Below are 22482 nucleotides of genomic sequence, written 5' to 3'. Positions count from 1 at the left end.
GCGGGCGAACGTACTGGCGAAAAAAGCCAATAAAGCTATGTTCCCTGTGCTTCTCAGGCCCTCTGGTCGAGCCTCATCAAGAGAATATTAGTTCGCAATAACTTAATTTTGACCTTCACATTGTTTAAAAATTTTCCGCCTTCGGAGACTGCTGCGCGGAGAACGCACACCAGGACCTGCCAAATACGAAACTAGTGGCTGTCGAGCTTCTTCTGGGCGATCCGATACGTCCCGACGCCGCGCTTGGTTGCCCCGATTGAATAGGCCATCGGAATCTTGGGAGCGTTTTCGGGAAGGCCGTACATATCCTTGCCGGCCCTTACCGCGAATGAAAAGTGCTGCCAGGAAACTGTGTCGTGCTCATTGAGGAAATCAAGCGTCAGGCCCGCGGCGATCAAGGCGTTCACCACGTCGCTGATCGGATGAATCCATTCATAGTAGCGGGGATGCTTCAAGGTGCGCTCATCGCCGGTGTAGGTTAGCTCCTCGTTCCAGACGAGCGGTCGCGCTACAGGCGTTCGCCAATCGTCCTTCAACTCGAGCGCAGCAGCCTTGCGATTGCACTGGAACATCAAGGGATGGCCTTCGGCCATATAGAGCCGGCCGCCGGGCCGCAGAAGATCGGCAACCACCCCGGCCCAGCGGAAGACATCGTCAAGCCAGTTCACCGATCCCCAGGTAACGTAGACGATGTCATAGGTCCGGTCGAGCGCTTCGACAGCCTCGTATAGTGGCGCTTCCACGAAGCGAACGTCGCTGCCCGCCTTGGAGGCGAAAACTCGCGCCGCGGCTATCGCCCTTGGTGAAAAATCCAGGCCGGTCACACTGCCAGCGCCGAGATTCCTGAGACTGATCGTGTCGAGCCCGATGTGGCACTGCAGATGGACGATGTCCTTGCCGAATAAGTCACCGATCTCGCGCGCTTCCAGCTCATAGAGATTGGATCCACCAGCCAGCACGTTCTCGATACGATAGCTGCCGGTTCTGTCGGTCGCGTGCAGTTCGGCCCGGTCGTCCCAATTCAGGAGGTTCGCGTCCATGAACGGTTCCAAACTGTCCCCCGATCTCAGCCATGGCATGGTAAACAGCTGGTTAACGCAGATTGCAGCGAGCGGGCGTGCACGTCAATCCCGGCGCCTTGCGGTGTGTCGCAACTGGCAGGGTAACTGGCGCGGTCATCGCAGATGCGGTGCCCGCTAGGGGTGGTTGGCAGCTTATCGCGACCGCATCATGCCGCCCCCAGCCGTTCCGCCAGATCCGTCAGCATCGGGCGCTGGCCCTTCAGGATCTTCACCTCGGCTTCGGCCAACGTGAACCAACCGGCTCTGTCGACCTCCGGGAATTCCTTCATCCTTCCGGACCTCGGCGGCCATTCCATGGTGAAAATGTTGCTCCCGATAGTGGCCACGTCGATGTCGGCCTCGACGGACCAGGCCATGACGATCTTGCCGCCCGGTTGCCGGTAGTCGCCAAGGCGGGCGAAGAGGCCTTCGACCTTTATACCGAGCTCTTCCTCGGCCTCGCGTAGTGCCGCTGCCAGTTCGTCCTCACCGTCGTCGACAAGGCCCTTCGGGATCGACCAGGCGCCATAGTCCTTCTTCGCCCAGAACGGGCCGCCGGGATGGACCAGCAGCACCTGGATGCTATTACCGCCGCGGCGATGGATCAGCAGGCCCGCGCTGCGTTTTGCCATGTTTGCACGTCCGTTTGCGGCACTGGTGCGAACCCGGCCGATCCTGCGTTGATCATTGCCGACCTTGCACCGGGAAATTGCGACGCTATGTCAGGCGCATCTGCATTGCACCTCATGCGCGAGTCCGGCAATCTGATAGCATCGTTTTCGGGGCGGCGTCGAAAGTCAGGTGAGGCGTCTGAATGCAGCTGGGTCTGATCGGCTACTACAGCGACTTCGTGGTCTATCCCCTGGTGATCGCCATATTGGGCGTGGCTGGGCTGATCGAGGCCGGAGAGGAAAGCGCGCCGGATTGGATCGGCACGGCGCTGATCTGCCTTGGCCTGTGGACGCTGATCGAATACGTCCTGCACCGGTTCGTGCTGCACCACGTCCCCTGGATCCGGGACCTGCATGACCGTCACCATGTCGAGGAGCGCAGCCCGGTGGGCACCCCCACCTGGCTCAGCCTCGGCGTGCATGCGCTGGTGGCGTTCCTGCCTGTCTGGATGGTCTCGGATTTCGTGACCGCCAGCGCGGTGAGCTGCGGGTTGATGCTGGGCTACCTCTGGTACATCAGCGTCCACCACATGATCCATCACTGGCATCCGGCCCATCCGAGCTATCTCTATACGCTCAAGCGTCGCCACGCGGTGCATCACCATATCGACGACAACGCCAATTTCGGCGTGACGTCGATATTCTGGGACCGGATTTTCGGCACCGCGCGGCTTTGACGTGGGGTCTTTCGACAGGCCACCAACATCATTTGTGGTCCGCCGTGCGGTCGAGCGATGAAATCTAAGCCGAGCGATCTGGCCAGAATAACCAGATGAGCGCGGCGGCCATCAGAATCCAGATTCCGACGATGAATGCGAGACCGACGCGGCTGGTCGGTTTGGATCGGCGAATGGCCTCCGCGCGAAACTCCGCCATCAGATCGGCGGGGATCAACTTCACCGCAAGCAGGATGCCGAGTGGTACGATGATCAGGTCGTCCAAATATCCGAGTACGGGAATGAAATCGGGTATCAGATCGATAGGACTGAGGGCGTAGGCGGCGACCACGCCGGCGGCAAATTTGGCGTACCAGGGAACGCGAGGATCGCGGGCGGCCAGCCACAGGGCTACCACATCGCGCTTGATTGCCCTCGCCCATTGCTTTGCCTTGTCAAGGATAGTCACACGGCAACTCTCTTCTTATAGGACCCCGCACCGTAGGTCTCTCCGCTCGTTACAGCATGATCCGCTACCCAATTTCGGGTAGTGTCTCAGTTTGAAATCTGGAGCCGCAAAAGCCGTTGTCGCGGGCCGTCCCGAACTCCTATATGCTTAGCGGAAAGCATGGAGGCGCGGTTGCCATACGTCAAAGTGGAAATTGCCAAGGGCATCGCATCGGTCAAGCAGAAGCGCGCCGTCATACGCGGCATGACCGACGTGCTTGTCAAGGAGCTTGGGCGCGACCCGGAATACGTCTTTGTCGTCATTGACGAGGTGGACACAGATAACTGGGGCCGCAAAGGCGAGTCCCTTACCGAGCTTTGGAGGCAGCGCGATGCCGACCGGACCTAAAGGATAGAAGCGCCGCGCCGATGTGATCGGCAATGCTGTCCGCGTCATGCGCATTGCCACAGGCGAGGAAACCGACGAACCGAAAGCAAAAAGCTATAAGAAGGGCCTCGCTCTAAGGCTCCCGCTAAACCGGCAACGAAAGCTGCGAAGCCTTGGCCCTTTTTGAAACAAGGTCATACGGATTTTGAGCCGGAAGGTAGTGGCGAGGGGCCGAGGCTCCTCCGTTCACAACTCCTTTTCAGCCAACTCCCTGAATTCGTCGGGCACCGAGCGGGCCGCTTCCAGTGCCACCGTGCCGTAGCCGACAGCCTGCTTGCCGAAGCGCTCGCGGATCTTGTCGATGGCGCGGTCGGCGCCGAAGCGGGCGAGACCCTTTTGGCTGCCCGGGCGGCGCTTCTCGTCGGCGAGGCCGAGCGGCAGGTCGAGCTGCAGTTCGGCGCTTTCCTCCAGATGTGACACCGAGATCGCCAGCAGCGAGATGGTCTTCTCACGTGGATGATCGGCGAGCACGCCGCGCACCAGGTCGCCGGCGATCTCGGCCAGCATGGCGGTCGCCGAGATCGGCTGCTCCAGCGTGATCGAGCGGGTGACGGCGCTGAGATCGGCGAAGCGCACGCGCACCGTCACCGTGCGGCCGGGGCGGTTCCTGGCGCGCAGCCGGCTGGCGACGCGGTCGGCCAGATGCAGCAGTGTCGGCACGATCACCCGCGCCACGGCCGGCTTTTGCCCGAGCGCCGACTGCGCGCCGGCCGAGTGCGCCCGGCGCTTCGTCTCCAGTCTGCGCGGATCGCGGTTCCACGACAGGGCCGCGAGCTTTTCGCCGGCGGCGGGGCCGAGCAGCCGGGTCAGTGCGCCGCTGTGCGTCCGGGCCAGCTCGCCGATGGTCTCGACGCCGATCTCTGCCAGCCGCGCCCTGGTTGCCGGTCCGACGCCCCACATCAGCGCGACCGGCAAATCGTGCAGGAAGGCAAGCTCGGTGCCGGGATCGACCACCACCAGCCCGTCGGGCTTGGCGACCTGCGAGGCGATCTTGGCCAGATGCTTGGTGCGCGCCACGCCGATCGAGATCGGCAGGCCGAGTTCGGCGCGCACCCGGCGGCGGATCACGGTCGCGATCTCCCGGGGAGAGCCGAACAAATGCGTGCAGCCGGCGACATCGGCGAAGGCCTCGTCGATGGAGATGCGCTCGACCACCGGCGTGAAATCGTCGAGCACCTTGATCGCCGCGTCGCCCAGCCGCTGGTAGTGGCTGAAATTGCCGCCGACGAAGATCAATTGCGGGCAAAGCTCGCGCGCCTTGCGCCCCGGCATGCCGCCGCGCACGCCAAAAGCGCGCGCTTCGTAAGAGGCCGCGAGCACCACACCACCACCGACCGCGATCGGCTTGCCGCGCAATGTCGGGTCGAGCAACTGCTCGACCGAGGCATAGAAGGCGTCGAGATCGGCATGCAGGATGGTGGCCGTCGTTTCCATCCTGTTCCGCTCATCCGCGATTGCTGATAGACCAGAACACATAGAGAACAAATGCAGATCGTTGTCAATGCGGGGTCGTAGGATCCGTCCTTCTTCCGTGGGGGAGGAGGAAAGGCCTAGACAATATGTTCCGCCCGCAGCGCTGCCTTCATCCGTTCCAGCGCCGGCTCGCCCCCGGCCGCCAGTTCTTCTGTGATGCGGGCAAGTTGACCGTCGGCCTTGCGGTGCCTGCTACCCCACGCGCCAAGCGTGGCCAGCACGGGCAAGAGGTCGATGCCGGCCTCGGTCAGCCGGTAGATCGCCTTCAGCCCGTGGCTGGGATCGTCGCTGCGGGTGAGGATGCCTTCATCCTGCAGCGTCTGCAGCCGCTCGGCCAATGTGCGCGAGGAGATGCCTTCATCGGATTGCAGGAACTCGCGAAAATGCCTTTTGCCGGCGAAGACCAGGTCGCGGATGATGAGCAGCGTCCAGCGGTCGCCGAGCAGTTCCAGCGACAGGTTGATCGGGCAAGCGGATCTTTCGCGCGTCGACATGCCAATAGTTCCATTTTTAAATCACTTTACTATTGACACCATTTTTCCAGCGGGTCAAATAGTTCCAAAAGTAAACCACCTCCAGCCAAATCCGACGAGGACACCCCGATGAAAAAGCTCATTCTTCAGATGCAGATGTCGGTCGACGGTTTCGTCGGCGCCGATGCTGATCAGCCGTGGCAGCTCTGGGAGTGGGGCGACGACAATGGCTGGGACGCCGAGCTGAAACAGGATTTCAACGCCGTGTTCGCCGGCATCGACACCATCCTGCTCAGCCGCAAGATGGCCGAGGAGGGTTATCTCACCCATTGGGGCAATGCGGCGAGGAAATATCCGGCTGATCCGTTCTATGCCTTCGCCCGGCGCATCGTCGACGCGCGCAAGGTGGTGCCGAGCGACAGGCTCGAGGCCTCGCGCTGGGAGCGCACGACGGTGGTGAGCGGCGACCTGCCGCGCGAGGTCAACGCGCTGAAGGCGGGCGGCGGCGGCGACATGGCCGTCTTCGGCGGCGCCGGCTTTGCGTCGGCGCTGATCGCGGCTGGGCTGGTCGACGAGTTCCAGCTGTTCGTCAATCCTGCCGTGCTGGGCGCCGGCCGTCGCATCTTCGACCAAGGTGGGTTCCAAAACCTGCGGCTGCTCGGCTCGAAGGCCTACGCCTGCGGCATGGTGGTCAGCCGCTACGCGCCGGCAGGCTGATTGCCGGCGTACAGGCCTGGCGCCGACAAAAAAGACGTTTGGCCGGAATCCTTTGCCCGCTTCTCTTCGTCTTCAAGGTGCGGTCGTCGCAAGGGCGGCCGCATCAATCTGAATGGAGAGACAGACCATGATCCTGGTGACAGGCGCCACCGGCCTGAACGGCAAGGCAATCGTGCGCGAGTTCGCGCGGCAGAAGCATGAAGCGAGGGCGCTGGTTCGCGATCTGGACCGGGCATCGGCGGCGGGGCTCGGCGGACTTGCCGGCATCGACCTGATCGAGGGCGATATGCGCCGGGCGGACACGCTTGGCGCGGCACTTAATGGCATCGATCGCGTGTTGATGATTTCGACCGCCGCCGAGGACATGGTCGAGACGCAGTGTCGTTTCATCGATGCCTGCAAGCAGGCCGGCGTCGCGCATGTGGTGAAGTTTTCCGGTGCCGAATCCAACATCGGCTATGACGCGACGAAGTTCCGCTTCACGCGCATGCATGAGGAAATCGAGCGCTATCTCGAAGCGGTCGGGATGGCGTGGACCCACCTTCGCCCCAGCCAGTTCATGCAGGTCTATTTGCGCGACGCGCCGACCATCGCCACCGAAGGCGCCTTCTATCTGGCGCTTGGCGACACCGAACTGTCGCCGGTCGATGTCGAGGATATCGCCAAGGTCGCCGTCCGGCTGCTGTGCGACGGTGGCCACGAAGGCGAGAGCCTCGACATGACCGGACCCGAGGCGCTGACGATGAGCGACATCGCGGCGCGGATATCACAGGCGGTCGGCAGGCCGGTCCGCTATGTCGATGTCAGCCCGCGGGAGCGCCGGCGCAATCTGCTGGCCGCCGGCGTCCCCGCCGACTTCGCCGACGCACTGGACGAACAATTGGCGGAGCGGCTTCGGCGGCCGAAATCGCGTGTGCATCTGGCGACGCATGAGATGTTCGGCGTCCGACCGACGCCGTTCGTCGAATTCGCCCGGCGGCATGCCGCGATGTTTGGAGGCTGAGCGCGTCCGCAAAAAAGCGCCCACCGCCACGTATCCTTTTTGCCTGCCCGTACGTCTCTGCCTTCCGAAGGTCGCGTCTTCCGCGATCCGCAACCCGAGGAGAATATCATGGCGAGCATCGAGAGCGAGGCAAACAGGAACCATTACGCTATTATGGCGGCCAATGCGGGCAAGCTGACCAGCCCGCAGGCGATCATCGACCACAACGATATCCACTGGACGGCGCTGACCGGCGAGCCGCGCGGCGTCGACTATATCGAGGTCGATGCCGGCGGCGTGCCGGCGATGTGGGTCGTGCCGAAAGGCGCCGACGAGCAGCGGGTGCTGTTTTATGCGCATGGCGGCGGCTTCATCGGCGGCTCGATCTACACCCACCGCAAGCTGGTCGGCCATCTCGCCAAGGCCGTCGGCTGCCGGGCGCTGCTCTACGACTATCCGCTGGCGCATCAGGCCAAGCATCCGGCCCAGCTCGAGGCCGCGCTATCGGCCTGGAGCTGGCTCGTCGACCAGGGCTTCGACCCCGGGCGGATCGTGATTGCCGGCGACTCCTGCGGCGCGGTGCCGACCTATGGCGTCCTGCAGCGGCTGCGTGCGCAAGGGCGGCCGCTGCCGGTCGCCACGCTGATCATCTCCGGCTGGTTCGACATGGCGCTGACCGCCGCCAGCTATCAGACCAACCGCGAAAAAGACCCGGCGTTCGCCAAGGAAGCCGTCGACTGGCTGGCGGCCAATTTCATCGGCGATGCCGATCGGCGTGATCCCGAGGTCAGCCCGCTCTACGCAGATCTCTCCGGCTTTCCACCCGTCTTCCTGCAGGCCGGCGCCGACGAGACGCTGGTCGACGAAAGCCGCATGTTCGCCGAGCGGGCGAGGCAGGCGGGGGTCGAGACGCGGCTCGACGTGTTCGACGGCATGCTGCACTCCTTCCAGATGATGGCCGGGCGGGCGCCGGAGGCCGACGATGCCATTGCCCGCTTTGCCGCCTGGGTACGGCCGAGATTGGGACTGACGGCTGCCGGTGAGAAGACCCGCGAAAAGGCGGCGTGAGCATGCGACGGCTGATCGTGTCGAGTTTCGTCTCGCTGGACGGCGTCATCGAGGGGCCCATGACATGGGCCTCGCCGTTCTTCGTCGGAGAGAATGTGGACCATGCCTTGCAGGCGCTTTCGAACGTCGAGTTCTTCCTGCTTGGCCGCGCCACCTACGAGATGTTCTTCGCGCGCTGGCCTGGGATCAAGGGTCCGTACATGGACCGCATCAACGGCCTGAAGAAGCTGGTCGCCTCGACGACGCTGAAGACGGTGTCGTGGAATGCCGCGCTCATCAACGGCGACGTCGCCGAGGCGCTCGCGGCGCTGAAACGCCAGCCGGGCGGCGACATCCTGAAATATGGCGTGTCGCAGCTCGACCGCACCTTGCTTTCCGCGGGGCTGGTGGACGAGTATCATCTGTCGATCGTGCCGACATGGGTCGGGCACGGCAAGCGCGCCTTCGACGATGTTGGTTCCATCAACCTCGATCTTGTCGGCACGCATCGTTTCGACAATGGTGTGGTGACCCTGACCTATGTGCCGCGATGAACCAGCAGATCCGCAAATCTCTCGACACGACGCAAGGCATGCGGGCCTGGCCTGAGCCCGACCGCGTGTTCGACCTGCGCTATGCCGCGTTCCTGGAGACGGTTTCGCATCTGCGCGCCAGGCTGCATCGCTATTGCGCGCGCATGACCGGCTCGGCGCTGGATGGCGAGGACATCATGCAGGAGGCGCTGTTCGAGGCCTATCGCAAGATCGAGCTGCTCGACGACGCGCAGGCGCTACGGCCGTGGCTTTTCCGCATCGCGCATAACAGGTGCATCGACTTCATCCGCAATCGCCGCACGCGGCACGCGGCCGAGGCCTCCTATGCCGGCGACGACATCGTGCTGCCGGTCGAGCCGGCCGGTCCGGGGGCCGGCCGCGCCATCGAGCGGCTGGTCGTGCATCTGCCACCGAAGGAGCGCGCCTGCGTGCTGCTCAAGGATGTCTTCGACCATTCACTGGAGGAGATCGCCGACCTCGTCGGTTCGACATCGGGTGGCGTCAAGTCGGCGCTCAATCGCGGCCGCGCCAAGCTCGCCGCCCTGCCAGCGCAACCGGTCGCGGCGCCGCCACACGATCCTGAACTGGAGCGGCTGCTCGACCGCTATGTCGCGCTCTTCAATGCCAGGGACTGGGACGGCGTGCGGGCGCTGACCAGCGCCGATGCGCGCCTGCAGGTTTCGGACTGCTACAACGGCCTGCTCTCGGCCTCGCCCTACTTCGTGGAATATGAGCGCAACGAGCTGCCCTGGCGCATGCGGCCAGGCGCGTTCGAAGGGCAGATCGTGCTGGTCGTCGACAGGCAATATGGCGAGGTCTGGCGGCCGGCCTATCTGGTGCGGATCCGTGCCTATGGCGGCGTGATCAAGAGCATTGCCGACTATTACGCGTGTCCCTGGATCCTGGAGATGGTGGCCGCCGACGGATGAGGAGGCTCGGCATCGAAGACCTTCGGAAATAGCCACGTGAGGTTTGACACCAAGGCGCAACGTGGGCGTATTCGGAGCAGGTATAGATGCGGACTGGACGGGGAGCGGGGCGCATGGCCATCAAGAGATTGCCGTATTAGATGGGGGCTGCTTCAGCGGCTTTGTTTCCTCCGGGGTCGGGTTTTCCGTCCAACGCCGTACCCCAGCTTTCGGATTTGAAGGCTGGCAAGCCCAGCACGCGGAATGTCGGCAATTGCGCTCCGGCGAAATGATCCGCCGAGGCCGGCGGGGACTTCTGTTCGCACCTCACTTCGCGTCATGAAAAATGATACCGACGGTATGGCGCATGCCTGAGCGCAGGCGGCTGACGCCGTGGCGCAGATTGACGCGGTAATTGCCTTTGGTTCCCTGCACCGGCCGGTTGTGGACGGCGAAAGCCACCGCGTCGCCCTGGCGCAAGGGCACCACTTCGACCCGGCTCTGCATGCGCGGCCGCTGTTCGGTCAGCGCGAATTCGCCGCCGGTGAAATCCTCGCCGGGCTCGGAAAGCAGGATCGCCACCTGCAGCGGGAAGGCGAGGTCGCCGTAGAGGTCCTGGTGCAGGCAGTTGAAGTCGCCAGGCACATATTGCAGCAAGAGCGGCGTCGGCCTGACCTGGCCGGCGGCATGGCACTGTTCGAGAAACGCTGCATGCGTGCTGGGGTAGCGCATGGCGATCCCCATGCGCTCGTTCCACCGGTTGGCGACCTCGGCCAGCCTCGGATAGAGCGCGCCGCGCAGGCCGCCGATGAGATCGGGCAAGGGATAGCGGAAATAACGGTATTCGCCCTTGCCGAAGCCATGCCTGGCCATGTGGATGTGGCTGCGGAAATGCTGCTCCTGGGGATAGAGGCCGGCGAGCTGCCGGCACTCTTGCGGTGAGAGCAGCTTTTCCATCACCGCGCAGCCGAAGCCGTCGAGCTCGGCCGTGAGCGCCGGCCAGTCGTAGGCGGCGATGCGTGTCTCGGCGGCTTCGACCAGCGATGGTGCAACCCTGGCGTCGGCGTTCATATCGCGGCCTCCCTTTCCAGCAAGGCGCGCTTGCGTTCGATCCCCCAGCGGTAGCCGGACAGCGAGCCGTCGGCGCGCAGCACGCGGTGGCAGGGAATGCCGAGCGCGATGGCGTTGGCGGCACAGGCCGTCGCCGCGGCGCGAGCGCCGTCCGGCATGCCGAGGCGCCGGGCAAGGGCGGTGTAGGTGGTGGTGGCGCCGCACGGGATCGTGCGCAGCACCGCCCACACACGTTGCTGGAAGGGCGTGCCGTGGCGCATGTCGAGCGGCAGATCGAGACCGGCGCCGGGCGTTTCGATGAAGCGCGCTGTCGCCGCGAGATCGTCGCGCAAGCCGGCTTCGTCTTCGAGCAGCACCCTGCCGGGGAAGCGGTCGGCGAAGTCCTGTTCCAGCGTCTTAGCGTCGAAACCGATCAGGATGGCGCAGACGCCGACGGGGCTGCGCGCCACGAGGATGTTTCCAAGCGCGCACTGGCCGATGGCATAGGTGATGGTGTCGAGGGCGGCGGCGCTGGCGGCTGTCGCCGGCATATGGGCTTGCATGTGGTTCATTGCCTTCACTCCTTGTTGTGCCTGAACCCTAGCCACGGGCCGGATGTTCCTCACTCCGGTGCTTGCTTTCAAATTGAAATTTCAGCTCACGAGCGCTCACCACGACCGCCGAGTTCTGTGGCGCCCCCCTCTGTCCTGCCGGACATCTCCCCCACGAGGGGGGAGATTGGCTGTCATCGCGGCCTTCGCCAATCTTCCAACGTCGCAAGAAAAGAGCCGACGCCACAACTGCCAATCTCCCCCCAAGAGGGGGAGATGTCCGGCAGGACAGAGGGGGGGCGCCGTAGAGCGCTAAGTGTATCTAAGCGACACGCGTGACGGACACTTCGCCGAGCACGAACACCTCGCCGGTCACCAACCGCAGCTCGAACTCACCGCTCGCTGTGCGGCCCCATTCGGCCTGGCCATCCTCGACGAGCTCTCCCATGGCGGCCATCACCAGCGTCTTCGCGTCCTCTCGGCTGACGGCAGCGCCGTTGGCGACCTGGCTGTTCGCACCGGCGGTGGAAGACCTGGCCATCGCGCGCATTGTCGGGTCTCCTCAGGCCCGCGAAGGCCGGCCGGCTTCGCGGTCGAGCAGCGCGCGTTTGCGCTCCGCGCCCCAGGCATAGCCCGACAGGGCGCCGTCCTTCCTGATCACGCGGTGGCAGGGAATAGCGACCGCAAGAGTGTTGGCCGCACAGGCGGCGGCGATGGCGCGGGTCGCTTTCGGCGCGCCGATACGCCGCGCGATCTCGGCGTAGGAGACGGTGCGGCCGGCCGGGATGTCCCGCAAGGCCTGCCAGACGCGCTGCTGGAACGCGGTGCCGCGCACGTCGAGCGGCAGGTCGAGACCGAGCGCCGGCGCCTCGACGAAGCCGACGACGCGGGCGACGAGCGCCTCGTAGTCGCTGTCGCCGCCGACCAGCCGCGCCTTGGGGAAACGGTCCTGCAGGTCGCGCACCAGCGCGTCGGGATCCTGGCCAAGCAGGATCGAGGCGACGCCCTTGCGGCTCGAGGCCACCAGGATGGTGCCGAGCGACGTTTCGCCGACGGCGAAGCGGATCTCTTCGTTGGCGCCGCCGGCACGGTAGCGCGTCGGCGTCATGCCGAGCATGCCGGTCGATTTTTCGTAGAAACGCCCGCTCGAATTGAAGCCGGCATCGTAGATCGCCGATGTCACGCTGGCGCCGTCTTCCAGGCCCTGGCGGACCCGGGCGGCACGCTGGGCCGCTGCATAGTCTTTCGGCGTCAGCCCGGTGACCGCCTTGAAAACGCGGTGGAAATAACCGGGGCTGCGGCCGGCGACATCAGCCAGTTCGGCGAGCGAAGGTTCCACCTCGCTCGCCTCGATCCTGCGGCAGGCATCGGCGACCATCGACGCATTGGCGACCTCGAGCGAAGGTCCGTCCGGATTGCAGCGCCGGCATGGGCGAAAGCCTGTCGCCTTCGCCGCCTGTAAAGTGTCGTGCAACTGGACATTGGCGGGGTTGGCGCGCCGCGATGGACAGGACGGCCGGCAATAGACGCCGGTCGTCGCCACGGAATACCAGAATTCCCCGTCGGCCGACTTGTCGCGCGCCACGATGCGCGCCCAGCGCGGATCGTGGGCCACCGGCAGCGGCGCGGGTTGCAGATGTTTGGCCAGGGTGATGAACATGGTGCATTGAAGCCTCCAAAAGCCGGCCTCGCCACCCGTTTCCTGCCAAATGCCTGTCGAACTATCCTACGCCGCGCGTTTGGGTTCCACCGCGAACGGGCTGAGGCCGAGCCACGTCTGCATTTGCCTGCCGATGGCCTGGTCGCCGGTCAGGACGACCTTCGCACCGGCCTTTTCGACGGTGAGCACTCCCATCCAGATCGCCGTCATCGTGTGCAGGTCGGTCGAGACATAGAGGTCGACGTCGAAGCCCGGATCGTACCAGCACAGGTCGACTTCACCGTGCTTTTCGACGATCAGCCACCAGGAGCGTTTGGAGGCGGGGAGCTCGTGATACAGAAATTGTATCACCGTGCGTCCCTCGGGCAGCGGCAAGGGGTTCAGGTTGCGCCGCATGTCCCACATCAGCAGCGACGGATCGAGGTTCTTGAGGGACAGCCGGGACTCGACCCATTTCTGGCCCCAGAAGCCCATCGCCTCGACGACCGGGCGCAGATCGCGGCCGGCCTCGGTCAGCCGGTAGTCGAAAATGCCTTTTTCTCCCTGGACCTCCTTGCGCTCGACGATCCCCGCCAGCTCAAGCTCCTTCAGCCGTTGCGACAGAAGGGTCGGCGACATTTTGGGCACGCCGCGGCGCAGGTCGTTGAAGCGGGTCGACCCCGCCACGAGCTCGCGCATCAGCACCATCGTCCAGCGGGTGCACAGCACCTCGGCGGCCATCGATAGCGGGCAGAACTGTTTGTATCCGTGCTGGGTCATGACTGTGCCTCTCCCTCGAACCTTGGGAGAACATTAGCCCTTCGCGATTGAGGCGGCGAGTACAGAAACTGTACCGGCCCAGTACAGATCGCGGACTGGCTGGCGTGGGCCTTGCCATGCGAGCCCTTTGGCCGGTGCACGGGATACCCCTGTGCGCCGCAACCAGAAGACCACAATGACTGCTTACGTTATCGCCGACATCAAGATGAGAGATCCGAAATGGGTCCCGGCCTATGCCGCCTCGGTGCACGACCTTGTCCACAAGCATGGCGGCAAATATCTGTCGCGCAGCGGCAATGTGAAGACGCTCGAAGGCATGCCGCTCGACACGACGCTGATCGCCCTGATGGCTTTTCCGTCGGAAGCCGCGGCGCGCGCCTTCACCAACGATCCGGCCTATGCGCCTTTCGTTTCGGCCCGTCAGGACGGCAGCGACAGCCGTTTCCAGCTGATCGACGACACCGATCTGGCCGGAACGATCCCGTATCTGCCGAAGGGATGACCGGCATTCGCCGCGTCGTTTTCGGGATCTCCAAGCAGCAACAGCCACGGCGCTTGCCCGTCGCGCCGCCGTATTGCCGGCGGCCGGCCAGCCGTGCTTTTTCAACAGGAATGGAATGGATATGAAATCAAACTTTCGCAACGGGCTTCTCGTGGCGGGGGCCATGCTGGCCGTCTGCACCACCTTCGCACAGGCGCATCAGGAGGCGGCGGCGGGCGCACCGGATGCCAGTCCGCTGGCCGAGAAGGTGCGAGCCGCCAACAGCCGGTTTCTCGACGTCAACGCCGCGACGGCGGAAGGCTATGCGCCTATTCCCTGCGCCAGCGGCATCACCGGCGGCGCCATGGGCATCCACTATGTCAATGGCGGGTATCTGAAGGACGACAAGATCGACATCGCCCGTCCCGAAGCGGTGATGTACGAGCCGATGGCCGACGGCACGCTGAAGCTGGTGGCGGTCGAATACATCGCCTCGAAGGGGCCGGCCTCGCTCGAGGGACAGCTGTTCAACTTCAACAGCGCGCCCAACCGCTATGGCCTGGGTGAATTCTACGAGCTGCATGTCTGGGCCTGGAAAGGCAACCCGACCGGCACGTTCGCCGACATGAACCCGAAAGTGTCATGCGAGCACGCGATGGCGCCGAGCCAGTAGCCGGCGCGGCCAGGCGGCGCCAATGCCGCCTGGCCATTGTCCCGAAGTTCCCGTCGACCCCATGAAATCAGCGATGCAGGCGTAGCAGACGGCTCTTGCTGCCTCCGACGAAGCCAGACAGGCTGATCATTGCGATGCCGTTTCGGGCAGCGGCAGTTCCATCCCGGCGGTGTCCCGGCTCGCCCGCGGAAGAACGAAGCGTCCGGCCAGGTACCACAGCAAGGACACGACAAGGACGGAAAGGTAACCGTCCACGGCATAGTGCCAGCCGGTATAGACCGAACCGAACAGGATAAACGCCGCGAAGGACCAGCTGGCAAACGCCCACCGGCGACCGAAACCGCTCAGAAAGAACGCGTTGAGCGTGGCGAAGGCGACATGCATGCTTGGCATGGCGGAAATGCCGCCGCCAAGTTCCGGCCGTTTGCTTTCGAAGGCGGCAAGCAGATAGTTGGCATAGGTATGAACCGGCGCGGCATAGCTGTTGTGCGCCAGAGCATCCCGCAATGCGCCAAATCGGTCGCCGCCATAGAACTGGTCGTGGAATATCGGACCCGTGGACGACAGCAACGTGGCCAGAACCGTGCCGCACACGATCGTGGTCAGCGCCAGCGCCCAGAGATAGCGCAGACGCCCTGCCGGGTTGTTCCAGAAGGCGACGAACAGCAAAGTGCCGAACCATTGCACGTGCCAACCGTATCCGTAGCCGAAGAAAACGACGGCCGAGACGGATTCGGGAACGACGCTGTGCGCCCATGCCCAGGGGTCGGCGCCATGCAACCCAAGATCAAGTTCCGCCAGCATGCCGTCGGCGTGGAATGGCACGAAGTCCGGGATGGAGATCTTGAAGGTGGTGAAGGCCGTGATGCCGAGAAAGGACAGGAGGATCACCGGTGCGGCGCCCAGCCAGCGCTGCCTGATCGTGTCGAGCATGAACCTGGTTGGGTTTTGCCTGGAGAATGTCAGGGCCACCAGGCCGAGACCGGCTGCAAACAGCGCGGGCAGGAAGAAGGCGAACGGCCGGGCGTAGGATTGGGCCAGGTGCAGGTACCGGTCCGGCGCGAGGCAAAGCGCGGCCAGGGCGTAGGCCAGGCATAGAGCGGTCAGCAGCCAGCCGCTCCTGGTCGTCGCGATGTCCAGGTCAAGAACGGCAAGGGTGCGGCCATCGCCGTCCCGGTGTCCGGTGTACGCACTCATCGAAGACATCCCGCCAGCTGCCCAAGATTTCCGAATCTTGTCTATAACGCGAAGTATTACTTTCCGGTTACACCTGGGAGGAAGGCTCTTTCAAGTATCGGACGGATATGATTCTTCCATTTTCCTCAAGGAATTGTTCACGAAGACGTCGACGAAATGCGGCAGTGTCGATGATTGCCGGTTCCGCCGGAAACGCTGCCGCGCCTCCGCCGCGATCGAAGAGGGCATCGTTTGTCTGATTCCCACCCCTCCGCTGCCCGGTAACTGTTTCTTCTCTGGTTTTGCCGCAGATTGCCGGTGGGGTGGGGCAGGCGAAACGGACGATGGCGGGTCAGGGCAAGAAAAGTCGCAACGGAGCGTTCTGGGCCAAGGCCCTGGAGAGCGCCGATCTTGGCGTCTGGGACTGGAATCTTCGCACCGGCGACTGCTTCTATTCGGCGACCTGGGCGCGGATGCTGGGTTACGAGGAGGACGAACTCGCCGATGCCAGCGACCTGTGGCTGCAACTGACCCATCCCGACGACCGGGAACGGGCGCTGGCCAGCGGCGACCGCCACATTGCCGGGCTGACCGACGCCATCGAGACCGAACTCAGGCTCAAGCACAAGCAGGGCCATTGGATCTGGGTGCTCGACCGCGGCGGCATCGTCGAGCGCGACGCCGACGGCAAGCCGCTCAGGCTGATGGGCGTGCAGACCGACATCTCGAAGCAGAAGGCGGCCGAAGCCGCGCTCGAACAGGTCAATATCCGCTTTCGCCTGGCGCTCGCCGCCAGCGGCAGCGGCATCTGGCACTACGACATCGCCACCAACAAGAGCTATTGGGACGCGCGCACAAGGGAGATATTCGGCCTCGTCGCCGTGACCGACGAGGTGACGGCCGATCTCTGGCACAGCTACCTGCATCCCGACGACAAGGACGCCGCCGAACGCGCGCACAGGGTGCCGTTGGAAACCGACGGCGTCATCGCCGCGCAGTACCGCATTATCAAGCGTGACGGCCAGATCCGCCATGTCGAATCGCTGCTGCGCTTCGTCGTCGCGGCGGGCGCGGCCGGCCTGGTTCTCGGCACGGTGCGCGACATCACCGAGGACAAGGTGCGCGAACAGGAACTGGCCTTCGCCGCCCGTCACGACGCATTGACCGGACTCTGGAATCGCACCGCTTTCGACAGGCTGCTCGCCGACCACATCGCCACCGGCGCGTCGCTGGCGGTGTTCTACATCGACCTCGACTACTTCAAGGCACTCAACGATTTCGCCGGCCATGCCGCGGGCGATCTGGCGCTGAAGAGCGTCGCGGCGGGTATTGGCAGTTGCCTGCCGCCGTCGGCGCACGCGGCGCGGCTCGGCGGCGACGAGTTCGCGCTGATGGTGCCCGATTGCGATACCGTGCAAGCCGAACAACTGGCCGGCGCCATTCTGGCGGCCGTGCGCGACGCCGACCTCGGCCTTGCCGCGACGTCACGCCGGCTGGCGGCCAGCATCGGCATCGCCATCGTCCGCGACCGTGTCACCACGGTTGCCGACGCCCTGGCCTGCGCCGACGATGCCTGCTACGCGGCCAAGGCCGCCGGGCGCGATCGCTTCGCGCTGTTTTCGACCGATGCCGTCTCCGGTTCGGGCGGCCTCAACGCGGCACGGCTCGCCGCCGACACGGTGGACGCCATGGACGACGGCAGGCTGAAACTGTTCGGCCAGGAGATCCACCGGCTGGGCAGGCCCTGGGATGAGAGCCGCCATGTCGAGGTGCTGGCGCGGCTTGACGGAAAGGGCGGCCGGCTGATCCCGCCCGGCGAATTCATACCGGCCGCGGAGCGCTTCGGCGTTGCCGCGCGGCTCGACCGCTGGATCATCCGCACCGCGCTGTCGCGGCACGGCGCGGCGATGAAATCCGGCGCGATCACGCTCGGCTTCAACCTCTCGGCGCAGACGCTGAGCGATCCCGGCCTGTGGGACTTCGTCGACAGCATCATCGAGGAAACCGGGGCGCCGCATTCGGGCATCGGCTTCGAGATCACCGAAACCGCCGCCGTCACCAATTTCGATGCCGCCGAAACCTTCGTGCGCAAGGCGCGCGAGCGGCGCTGCAGGGTCAGCCTCGACGATTTCGGCGCCGGCATGAGCTCGTTCGAATATCTCCGGCGCTTTCCGGTCGATGCCATCAAGATCGACGGCTCGTTCATCGAGCACGTCACGGAAAGCCGCTTCGACCGCGAGATCGTGCTGGCCATCGCCAGCATTGCCCGCAGCCTCGGCTGCGCCGTCGTGGCCGAGAAGATCGAGCGGCAGGACACGGTGGCCATGCTGGACGATATGGGCGTCGAGTTCGGCCAGGGCTTCCTGCTGCACCGGCCCGAACCGCTGGAGCGGATCGTGGCGCGCGCGGCGCAAACGGCGGGCGGCGCATCGAGTCGCAAGGCGTCCTGACGGACAACTTGCATGTCGCTCCGAAAGCGGCCTGGATAACGACATTCGTGAAGACGAAGACTTGATGCGCGCAGCCCGAATCCGCTCAGCGCGGCGGGTTTTGTTCAGCCGCGTCGGCGCGCCGCCGCTCGGGGAAATTCCAGCACCCCTGGTTCCGGCTTCCTGTGCTGTGCTTCCGCCACCGTCTCGATCAACAGGTCGAGGGCCTCGCATGTCGAACGGCTCGTCTCGTCATTGCCGCGCAGATAATGGTAGGCGCGTTCGAGATGAAGACGGGCGGCTGAAAAATCACTGTTCAATGGTCCCTCCATGATACCGCCCTAATGTATCTTGGCCGCCCTGGCGCAATTTGAGGTAAATATCCACAGGCGCCTTTTATTCAAATGCCGGCGAATGCCTGGCGGCTGGCGGCGGCACGTCGTCTAAGGAGTGGCGGCGCCGTGGCCTTGCGCGGTCTGGCGGCGCGCCTACGGCTTCTGATTTTATGCATGTCGTTGTCCCGGAACCGAGGACACTTCCGGGCGACATGCATTAGGCTGCGCTCTTTTGTCCGAGTATGAGCTGAACCTTGTCAGGCCGCGCCGCCGGCGAACTCGGTGATACCCGCCATTCGCGCAGCAAACCCATGTCGCCTGAGGAACAGCTGAAATAAGGCCACATTCGAGGGCGAGGGGAGATGTCCAACTGTTTCGGAGCTCTCGCATGTCGCTGTCCGGCACGACAACCCGCTATGGACGCCTCGCCCAGGCATTTCATTGGCTGACGGCACTGCTGGTGCTCATTGCTTTCCTGGTCTCGGCGGGTGGCCCTCCGGAGCGGGTCTATTCAGCGGCCAGGGCGCCCACGCTGCTGCTGCACGAGTCGCTCGGCTTTACTGTTTTCTGCTTGCTGGTCATTCGCCTGGCCTGGCGCCGGTTCGATCGCATTCCCGAGGCGCCGGCCATGCCCGCCTGGATGGAGATCGCCTCGAAGGCGACGCATTGGGCGCTCTATGCGCTGCTGTTCGCGGTTCCGGCGACAGCCATGGTCGGCGCCTTGTTCGACGGCCACCCGGTCACTGTCTATGGGTTGGGCGCGATCGGTCCGTTTTCCGGCACCTGGGGCGCGCCGCTGGCGGAGATCCATGGCACGCTCGGCGATATCATGATGTGGCTCGCTGGCCTGCACGCGGCCGCTGCCATTTTCCATCACGTCTTCCTTCGCGACCGGGTGCTGAGCCAGATGCTGCCGGGCCTGCCCGATCCATCGTCCGGGCAGGGCGGCTGAACGCTGTCAGTCGAGAATGATGCGGATCGCCTGGTCGACCACCGGGTGCAGGCCGCTGGCCTGGAAGGAGAGGCGGTTGCCGGAGCCGACATTGCTGGTCATGGCGATGGTGAGGTCCGTCTCGGGATCGTGCAGCATGACGGCGACATAACCTGGAATGCTGCCCTGGTGGCCGTAGAAGGCGCGGTCGGCATAGGCGCTCTGGAACATGCCCGCGCCGGTCTCGCGCATGCGGGTGCCTGGAAAGCTCGCCGGCACGCGGTGGTCGAACATCTCGGCGAAGAACGGCGGTGACAACAGCTTCCCAGAAAACAGGCCGCGCGTGAAACCCACCATATCCGATGGCGTCGACACCATGTCGCCGCAGCCATAGGCGGCGCCGAACGGGAAGGAGTCGGACGAGTCCTGCAGCTCATCGGAATAGGGCAGCACGCCGTCCATGCGCCACATCTCGCCGCCCGAGGCGATATCGGTGGGCGCGTTCGGCGCCGGCGGCGGCCGATGGTAATAGCCGCGCACCATCGACTTTTCCGGAAACGCTTCGGTCGCCGGCGACCAGGTGTTCTTCAGGCCGAGCGGCTGCAGGACCGCGCTTCTGACATAGGCGCCTAGCGGCTGGCCGGTGACGGCCTCGATCACCGTGCCGGCCAGGACATAGCCGGTGTTGTTGTAGACGGCTGGCCCGCCCGGCGCCTTCTGCTTGTCGGAGGCAAAGGCGATGTCGACCAGCTGTCGCGGCGTCCACTGCCGGCCCGGGTCCATCGGAATGTAGTATTCGAACTCCGGCAGGCCGCTGCGGTGGTTGATCAACTGGCGCACTGAAATATCGCCGGCGCCCGGCAGGTCCGGGAACCAGGATGAGATCGGCGCGCCGAGGTCGAGCTTGCCGGTCTCGGCGAGCTTGACCAGTGCGGCGGCGACGAAGGTCTTGGTGCAGCTGCCGATCTTGAACAGCTGGTCTGGCGTGACTGATGTGCCATGCGCGCGGTCGGCGAGGCCGGCGGTAAGGGCGGTCGGCGTTGAGTCACCCTTGGCGTAGGCCAGCGAGGCACCCACCGCGCCGTCGGCAAGGTAGCTGTTTAGGAGGGAGGTCAGTTTTTTTGGCATGATGATCTCGCTTTTGTGGAGCACGGGATTTTCGCAAATCTGCTGGCGTTGTGCCCTTGGAGAGGCCCCCTCATCCGGCCCTTCGGGCCACCTTCTCCCCGTCGGGGAGAAGAGGGCGCCATGCTTCGTCAGGCTCGCCATTGGAGCTGTTGAAAGGAGAGCCGAGCGCTCGACCACCTCTTCTCCCCTCCGGGGAGAAGGTGGCCCGAAGGGCCGGATGAGGGGGCGGCGCCCAGCCTTACTCCGCCATGTCGACGGCGGCGAAATTCTGCCGGCCGAAAGGGTCGAGCACGTAGTTGAGCACGCTCTTGCGGATCGGGATCGCCACCATCGAATGGGCGATCGGCGCCACCGGCACCTCGGCCTTCAGGATCGCTTGCGCCTTCCCGTAGATCGCGGCGCGCTCTTTCGGGTCGGCCGCGACGCGGCCCTCGTCCAGCAGTTTCTCGAAATCCTTGTCGCACCAGCGCGATCGGTTGGAGCCGCCCTTCACGCCGTCGCAGGAGAGGAGATAGCTCAGCATGTTGTCGGGGTCGCCATTGTCGCTGCTGCCGCCGAGCAGGAAGGTGTCCTGTTCGCCCGCCGCGGTGCGCTTGAGATATTCGCCCCATTCGAAGCTGACGATCTCCGAGTGCACGCCGACCTTGGCCCAGTCGGCCTGGATCATCTCGGCCATGCGCTTGGCGTTGGGGTTATAGGGGCGCGACACCGGCATCGCCCACAGGCTGACCTTGAGGCCGCTTTCGTGGCCGGCTTCCTTCAGCAGTTTCTTCGCCCCATCGGGATCATAGTCGATGCCGGCATCGGTGACGGCGCCGAGCTGCGCCGGCGGCACGACGCTGCCGGCCACCGTGCCGGCGCCGGCGTAGACGGCATCGACGATCGCCTTGCGGTCGATAGCCTTGGCCAGTGCCGTGCGCACGCGCACGTCGCCCAGCGGCTGGTGTTCGACATTGAAGCCGAGGATGCCGATGTTCTGGCCCTTGAGATCGAGAACCGTGATGTCGGGATCGGCACGCAGGTCGGCGACCGCACTTGGCGGCGGCGGTGCGGCGACCTGGCATTCATTGGCCTTGATGCGCTCGACGCGGGTGGTCGGCTCGGGCGTGACGGCGAAGACCAGCGTGTCGATCTTCGGCGCGCCGCGCCAGTAATTCTTGTTGGCGGCGTAGCGGACCTGGCTGTCGGGCACATAGGCCTGAAGCACGAACGGCCCAGTGCCGACCGGCATGCTGTCGATCAGCTCCGGCGTGCCGGCCGCGACCATCTTTTGCGTCTGCTCCAGCGACAGGATGGAGAGATAGTCGAGCGCCAGCCCGGCCAGGAAGGTGACATTGGCTGCCGTCAGCGTGAAGCGCACCGTGTAGTCGTCGACCTTGTCTATTCGGTCGATCAGCGTGCCCATGCCGAGCGCGTTGAAGTACTCGTAAGCGCCGCCGCCGAGCTTGTGATAGGGATTGTTGGCATTGCGCTGGCGGTTGAAGGTGTAGAGCACGTCATCCGCGTTGAAGTCGCGCGAGGGCGTGAAATGCTCGTTCGACTGGAATTTCACGCCGTGCCTGAGATGGAAGGTGTAGGTCTTGCCATCCGATGAAACATCCCAGCTTTCGGCCAGCGCCGGTCCGACCTCCGTCGTGCCCGGCTTGAACTCGACCAGCCGGTTGAAGATCGTCTTGGCGGCGGCGTCCATGGTGGAATCGGCGATGCCGATCGCCGGGTTGAAGGTCTCGGGATTGGCCTCCGAGCAATAGACCAGCGTCTTGGCGTAGGCCTGCCCGCCGACGAGGACGGATGAAGCCAGAACGGATGTGGCAAGCACTGTGCGCAGAACGGTGGATTTCATCGCAAACGCTCCTGATGACACTTTACGGG

25 protein-coding genes are annotated in these 22482 nt (G+C 64.5%); 11 read left to right on the top strand and 14 right to left on the bottom strand.

Features of this window, described 5'->3' with window-relative positions; translation table 11 throughout:
• Nucleotides 1–191 precede the first annotated feature (191 nt).
• Together O7B34_RS27225 and O7B34_RS27220 are read right to left on the bottom strand one after the other, a co-directional pair.
• The gene (locus tag O7B34_RS27225) at nucleotides 192–1040 is read right to left on the bottom strand and encodes a class I SAM-dependent methyltransferase (protein WP_337148927.1); all 849 of its coding nucleotides are present in this window, start codon (nucleotides 1038–1040) and stop codon (nucleotides 192–194) included.
• Between the two features lie 188 nt (nucleotides 1041–1228).
• Entirely contained in the window at nucleotides 1229–1693 is a 465-nt protein-coding gene (locus tag O7B34_RS27220) for an NUDIX domain-containing protein (protein ID WP_337148926.1), read from the bottom strand.
• 182 nt (nucleotides 1694–1875) lie between these two features.
• Between O7B34_RS27220 and O7B34_RS27215 the strand changes: the two genes are divergently transcribed.
• The gene (locus O7B34_RS27215; protein WP_337148925.1) at nucleotides 1876–2409 is read left to right on the top strand and encodes a sterol desaturase family protein; all 534 of its coding nucleotides are present in this window, start codon (nucleotides 1876–1878) and stop codon (nucleotides 2407–2409) included.
• Between the two features lie 64 nt (nucleotides 2410–2473).
• On the opposite strand, the gene O7B34_RS27210 is transcribed toward O7B34_RS27215, so the two are convergent.
• Nucleotides 2474–2857, bottom strand: coding sequence for a YkvA family protein (locus O7B34_RS27210; protein ID WP_337148924.1), 384 nt, complete (start codon nucleotides 2855–2857; stop codon nucleotides 2474–2476).
• Nucleotides 2858–3028: 171 nt separating this feature from the next.
• On the opposite strand from O7B34_RS27210, the gene O7B34_RS27205 reads away from it, so the two are divergent.
• Complete coding sequence (locus O7B34_RS27205; RefSeq protein WP_337148923.1) at nucleotides 3029–3244, top strand: tautomerase family protein; 216 nt, start codon at nucleotides 3029–3031, stop codon at nucleotides 3242–3244.
• Between the two features lie 225 nt (nucleotides 3245–3469).
• Here O7B34_RS27205 and dinB read toward each other — a convergent pair whose 3' ends face one another.
• Both dinB and O7B34_RS27195 read right to left on the bottom strand, forming a co-directional pair.
• Nucleotides 3470–4717 (bottom strand): DNA polymerase IV, encoded by a 1248-nt coding sequence (gene dinB / locus O7B34_RS27200; protein ID WP_337148921.1) that lies wholly within the window; start codon nucleotides 4715–4717, stop codon nucleotides 3470–3472.
• Nucleotides 4718–4833: 116 nt separating this feature from the next.
• Nucleotides 4834–5250: a winged helix-turn-helix transcriptional regulator gene (locus tag O7B34_RS27195; protein ID WP_337148920.1), complete on the bottom strand. Its 417-nt coding sequence runs from the start codon at nucleotides 5248–5250 to the stop codon at nucleotides 4834–4836.
• Nucleotides 5251–5358: 108 nt separating this feature from the next.
• On the opposite strand from O7B34_RS27195, the gene O7B34_RS27190 reads away from it, so the two are divergent.
• The 5 genes from O7B34_RS27190 (at nucleotide 5359) to O7B34_RS27170 (ending at nucleotide 9458) form a co-directional block, all read left to right on the top strand.
• Complete coding sequence (locus O7B34_RS27190; protein WP_337148919.1) at nucleotides 5359–5946, top strand: dihydrofolate reductase family protein; 588 nt, start codon at nucleotides 5359–5361, stop codon at nucleotides 5944–5946.
• 127 nt (nucleotides 5947–6073) lie between these two features.
• On the top strand, nucleotides 6074–6949 hold the full coding sequence (locus O7B34_RS27185) for an SDR family oxidoreductase (protein WP_337148918.1): 876 nt from the start codon (nucleotides 6074–6076) through the stop codon (nucleotides 6947–6949).
• Between the two features lie 108 nt (nucleotides 6950–7057).
• Nucleotides 7058–7996 (top strand): alpha/beta hydrolase, encoded by a 939-nt coding sequence (locus O7B34_RS27180; protein ID WP_337148917.1) that lies wholly within the window; start codon nucleotides 7058–7060, stop codon nucleotides 7994–7996.
• Nucleotides 7997–7998: 2 nt separating this feature from the next.
• On the top strand, nucleotides 7999–8529 hold the full coding sequence (locus O7B34_RS27175) for a dihydrofolate reductase family protein (RefSeq protein WP_337148916.1): 531 nt from the start codon (nucleotides 7999–8001) through the stop codon (nucleotides 8527–8529).
• Nucleotides 8526–9458, top strand: coding sequence for a sigma-70 family RNA polymerase sigma factor (locus tag O7B34_RS27170; protein WP_337148915.1), 933 nt, complete (start codon nucleotides 8526–8528; stop codon nucleotides 9456–9458). The genes O7B34_RS27175 and O7B34_RS27170 overlap by 4 nt, the downstream gene beginning before the upstream one ends.
• Nucleotides 9459–9764: 306 nt before the next feature.
• Here O7B34_RS27170 and O7B34_RS27165 read toward each other — a convergent pair whose 3' ends face one another.
• From O7B34_RS27165 to O7B34_RS27145, 5 genes are all read right to left on the bottom strand, one after another.
• Entirely contained in the window at nucleotides 9765–10508 is a 744-nt protein-coding gene (locus O7B34_RS27165) for a 2OG-Fe(II) oxygenase (RefSeq protein WP_337148914.1), read from the bottom strand.
• On the bottom strand, nucleotides 10505–11059 hold the full coding sequence (locus O7B34_RS27160; protein WP_337148913.1) for a methylated-DNA--[protein]-cysteine S-methyltransferase: 555 nt from the start codon (nucleotides 11057–11059) through the stop codon (nucleotides 10505–10507). Before O7B34_RS27160 ends, O7B34_RS27165 begins: the two co-directional genes overlap by 4 nt.
• A gap of 301 nt (nucleotides 11060–11360) precedes the next feature.
• A complete protein-coding gene (locus O7B34_RS27155; protein WP_337148912.1) occupies nucleotides 11361–11588 on the bottom strand; it encodes a hypothetical protein in 228 nt (75 codons plus the stop codon).
• A 12-nt stretch (nucleotides 11589–11600) separates the two neighbouring features.
• Complete coding sequence (gene ada, locus O7B34_RS27150; RefSeq protein ID WP_337148911.1) at nucleotides 11601–12698, bottom strand: bifunctional DNA-binding transcriptional regulator/O6-methylguanine-DNA methyltransferase Ada; 1098 nt, start codon at nucleotides 12696–12698, stop codon at nucleotides 11601–11603.
• A gap of 66 nt (nucleotides 12699–12764) precedes the next feature.
• On the bottom strand, nucleotides 12765–13457 hold the full coding sequence (locus O7B34_RS27145; RefSeq protein ID WP_337148910.1) for a winged helix-turn-helix transcriptional regulator: 693 nt from the start codon (nucleotides 13455–13457) through the stop codon (nucleotides 12765–12767).
• Between the two features lie 175 nt (nucleotides 13458–13632).
• On the opposite strand from O7B34_RS27145, the gene O7B34_RS27140 reads away from it, so the two are divergent.
• Together O7B34_RS27140 and O7B34_RS27135 are read left to right on the top strand one after the other, a co-directional pair.
• A complete protein-coding gene (locus O7B34_RS27140; RefSeq protein WP_027141451.1) occupies nucleotides 13633–13959 on the top strand; it encodes a DUF1330 domain-containing protein in 327 nt (108 codons plus the stop codon).
• A gap of 115 nt (nucleotides 13960–14074) precedes the next feature.
• A complete protein-coding gene (locus tag O7B34_RS27135; RefSeq protein ID WP_337148909.1) occupies nucleotides 14075–14611 on the top strand; it encodes a hypothetical protein in 537 nt (178 codons plus the stop codon).
• A gap of 126 nt (nucleotides 14612–14737) precedes the next feature.
• Here the strand turns inward: O7B34_RS27135 and O7B34_RS27130 are convergent, their stop codons facing one another.
• On the bottom strand, nucleotides 14738–15808 hold the full coding sequence (locus O7B34_RS27130) for a phosphatase PAP2 family protein (RefSeq protein ID WP_337148908.1): 1071 nt from the start codon (nucleotides 15806–15808) through the stop codon (nucleotides 14738–14740).
• A 323-nt stretch (nucleotides 15809–16131) separates the two neighbouring features.
• Here O7B34_RS27130 and O7B34_RS27125 point away from each other — a divergent pair, with 323 nt between their 5' ends.
• A complete protein-coding gene (locus tag O7B34_RS27125) occupies nucleotides 16132–18237 on the top strand; it encodes an EAL domain-containing protein (RefSeq protein ID WP_337148907.1) in 2106 nt (701 codons plus the stop codon).
• Between the two features lie 104 nt (nucleotides 18238–18341).
• Here the strand turns inward: O7B34_RS27125 and O7B34_RS27120 are convergent, their stop codons facing one another.
• A complete protein-coding gene (locus O7B34_RS27120; protein ID WP_337148906.1) occupies nucleotides 18342–18536 on the bottom strand; it encodes a hypothetical protein in 195 nt (64 codons plus the stop codon).
• A gap of 403 nt (nucleotides 18537–18939) precedes the next feature.
• On the opposite strand from O7B34_RS27120, the gene O7B34_RS27115 reads away from it, so the two are divergent.
• The gene (locus O7B34_RS27115) at nucleotides 18940–19503 is read left to right on the top strand and encodes a cytochrome b (RefSeq protein WP_337148905.1); all 564 of its coding nucleotides are present in this window, start codon (nucleotides 18940–18942) and stop codon (nucleotides 19501–19503) included.
• 6 nt (nucleotides 19504–19509) lie between these two features.
• Here O7B34_RS27115 and O7B34_RS27110 read toward each other — a convergent pair whose 3' ends face one another.
• Both O7B34_RS27110 and O7B34_RS27105 read right to left on the bottom strand, forming a co-directional pair.
• The gene (locus O7B34_RS27110; protein ID WP_337148904.1) at nucleotides 19510–20610 is read right to left on the bottom strand and encodes a serine hydrolase domain-containing protein; all 1101 of its coding nucleotides are present in this window, start codon (nucleotides 20608–20610) and stop codon (nucleotides 19510–19512) included.
• Between the two features lie 238 nt (nucleotides 20611–20848).
• Nucleotides 20849–22453, bottom strand: coding sequence for an ABC transporter substrate-binding protein (locus tag O7B34_RS27105; RefSeq protein WP_337148903.1), 1605 nt, complete (start codon nucleotides 22451–22453; stop codon nucleotides 20849–20851).
• Nucleotides 22454–22482 lie beyond the last annotated feature (29 nt).

This window comes from Mesorhizobium sp. Cs1299R1N3 (assembly GCF_037179625.1).
Lineage (GTDB): Bacteria > Pseudomonadota > Alphaproteobacteria > Rhizobiales > Rhizobiaceae > Mesorhizobium > Mesorhizobium salmacidum.
This window is presented reverse-complemented; position numbering and strand designations above follow the sequence as displayed.

Bases quoted from the DNA above. Each gene is read 5' to 3' on its own strand.
- ada (WP_337148911.1), bottom strand. From the start codon at position 12,698: ATGTTCATCACCCTGGCCAAACATCTGCAACCCGCGCCGCTGCCGGTG.
- O7B34_RS27130 (WP_337148908.1), bottom strand. From the start codon at position 15,808: ATGAGTGCGTACACCGGACACCGGGACGGCGATGGCCGCACCCTTGCC.
- O7B34_RS27125 (WP_337148907.1), top strand. From the start codon at position 16,132: ATGGCGGGTCAGGGCAAGAAAAGTCGCAACGGAGCGTTCTGGGCCAAG.
- O7B34_RS27220 (WP_337148926.1), bottom strand. From the start codon at position 1,693: ATGGCAAAACGCAGCGCGGGCCTGCTGATCCATCGCCGCGGCGGTAAT.
- O7B34_RS27160 (WP_337148913.1), bottom strand. From the start codon at position 11,059: ATGAACCACATGCAAGCCCATATGCCGGCGACAGCCGCCAGCGCCGCC.
- O7B34_RS27170 (WP_337148915.1), top strand. From the start codon at position 8,526: ATGAACCAGCAGATCCGCAAATCTCTCGACACGACGCAAGGCATGCGG.
- O7B34_RS27190 (WP_337148919.1), top strand. From the start codon at position 5,359: ATGAAAAAGCTCATTCTTCAGATGCAGATGTCGGTCGACGGTTTCGTC.
- O7B34_RS27145 (WP_337148910.1), bottom strand. From the start codon at position 13,457: ATGACCCAGCACGGATACAAACAGTTCTGCCCGCTATCGATGGCCGCC.
- O7B34_RS27165 (WP_337148914.1), bottom strand. From the start codon at position 10,508: ATGAACGCCGACGCCAGGGTTGCACCATCGCTGGTCGAAGCCGCCGAG.
- O7B34_RS27115 (WP_337148905.1), top strand. From the start codon at position 18,940: ATGTCGCTGTCCGGCACGACAACCCGCTATGGACGCCTCGCCCAGGCA.
- O7B34_RS27105 (WP_337148903.1), bottom strand. From the start codon at position 22,453: ATGAAATCCACCGTTCTGCGCACAGTGCTTGCCACATCCGTTCTGGCT.
- O7B34_RS27195 (WP_337148920.1), bottom strand. From the start codon at position 5,250: ATGTCGACGCGCGAAAGATCCGCTTGCCCGATCAACCTGTCGCTGGAA.
- dinB (WP_337148921.1), bottom strand. From the start codon at position 4,717: ATGGAAACGACGGCCACCATCCTGCATGCCGATCTCGACGCCTTCTAT.
- O7B34_RS27135 (WP_337148909.1), top strand. From the start codon at position 14,075: ATGGATATGAAATCAAACTTTCGCAACGGGCTTCTCGTGGCGGGGGCC.
- O7B34_RS27140 (WP_027141451.1), top strand. From the start codon at position 13,633: ATGACTGCTTACGTTATCGCCGACATCAAGATGAGAGATCCGAAATGG.
- O7B34_RS27225 (WP_337148927.1), bottom strand. From the start codon at position 1,040: ATGGACGCGAACCTCCTGAATTGGGACGACCGGGCCGAACTGCACGCG.
- O7B34_RS27175 (WP_337148916.1), top strand. From the start codon at position 7,999: ATGCGACGGCTGATCGTGTCGAGTTTCGTCTCGCTGGACGGCGTCATC.
- O7B34_RS27215 (WP_337148925.1), top strand. From the start codon at position 1,876: ATGCAGCTGGGTCTGATCGGCTACTACAGCGACTTCGTGGTCTATCCC.
- O7B34_RS27155 (WP_337148912.1), bottom strand. From the start codon at position 11,588: ATGCGCGCGATGGCCAGGTCTTCCACCGCCGGTGCGAACAGCCAGGTC.
- O7B34_RS27110 (WP_337148904.1), bottom strand. From the start codon at position 20,610: ATGCCAAAAAAACTGACCTCCCTCCTAAACAGCTACCTTGCCGACGGC.
- O7B34_RS27185 (WP_337148918.1), top strand. From the start codon at position 6,074: ATGATCCTGGTGACAGGCGCCACCGGCCTGAACGGCAAGGCAATCGTG.
- O7B34_RS27180 (WP_337148917.1), top strand. From the start codon at position 7,058: ATGGCGAGCATCGAGAGCGAGGCAAACAGGAACCATTACGCTATTATG.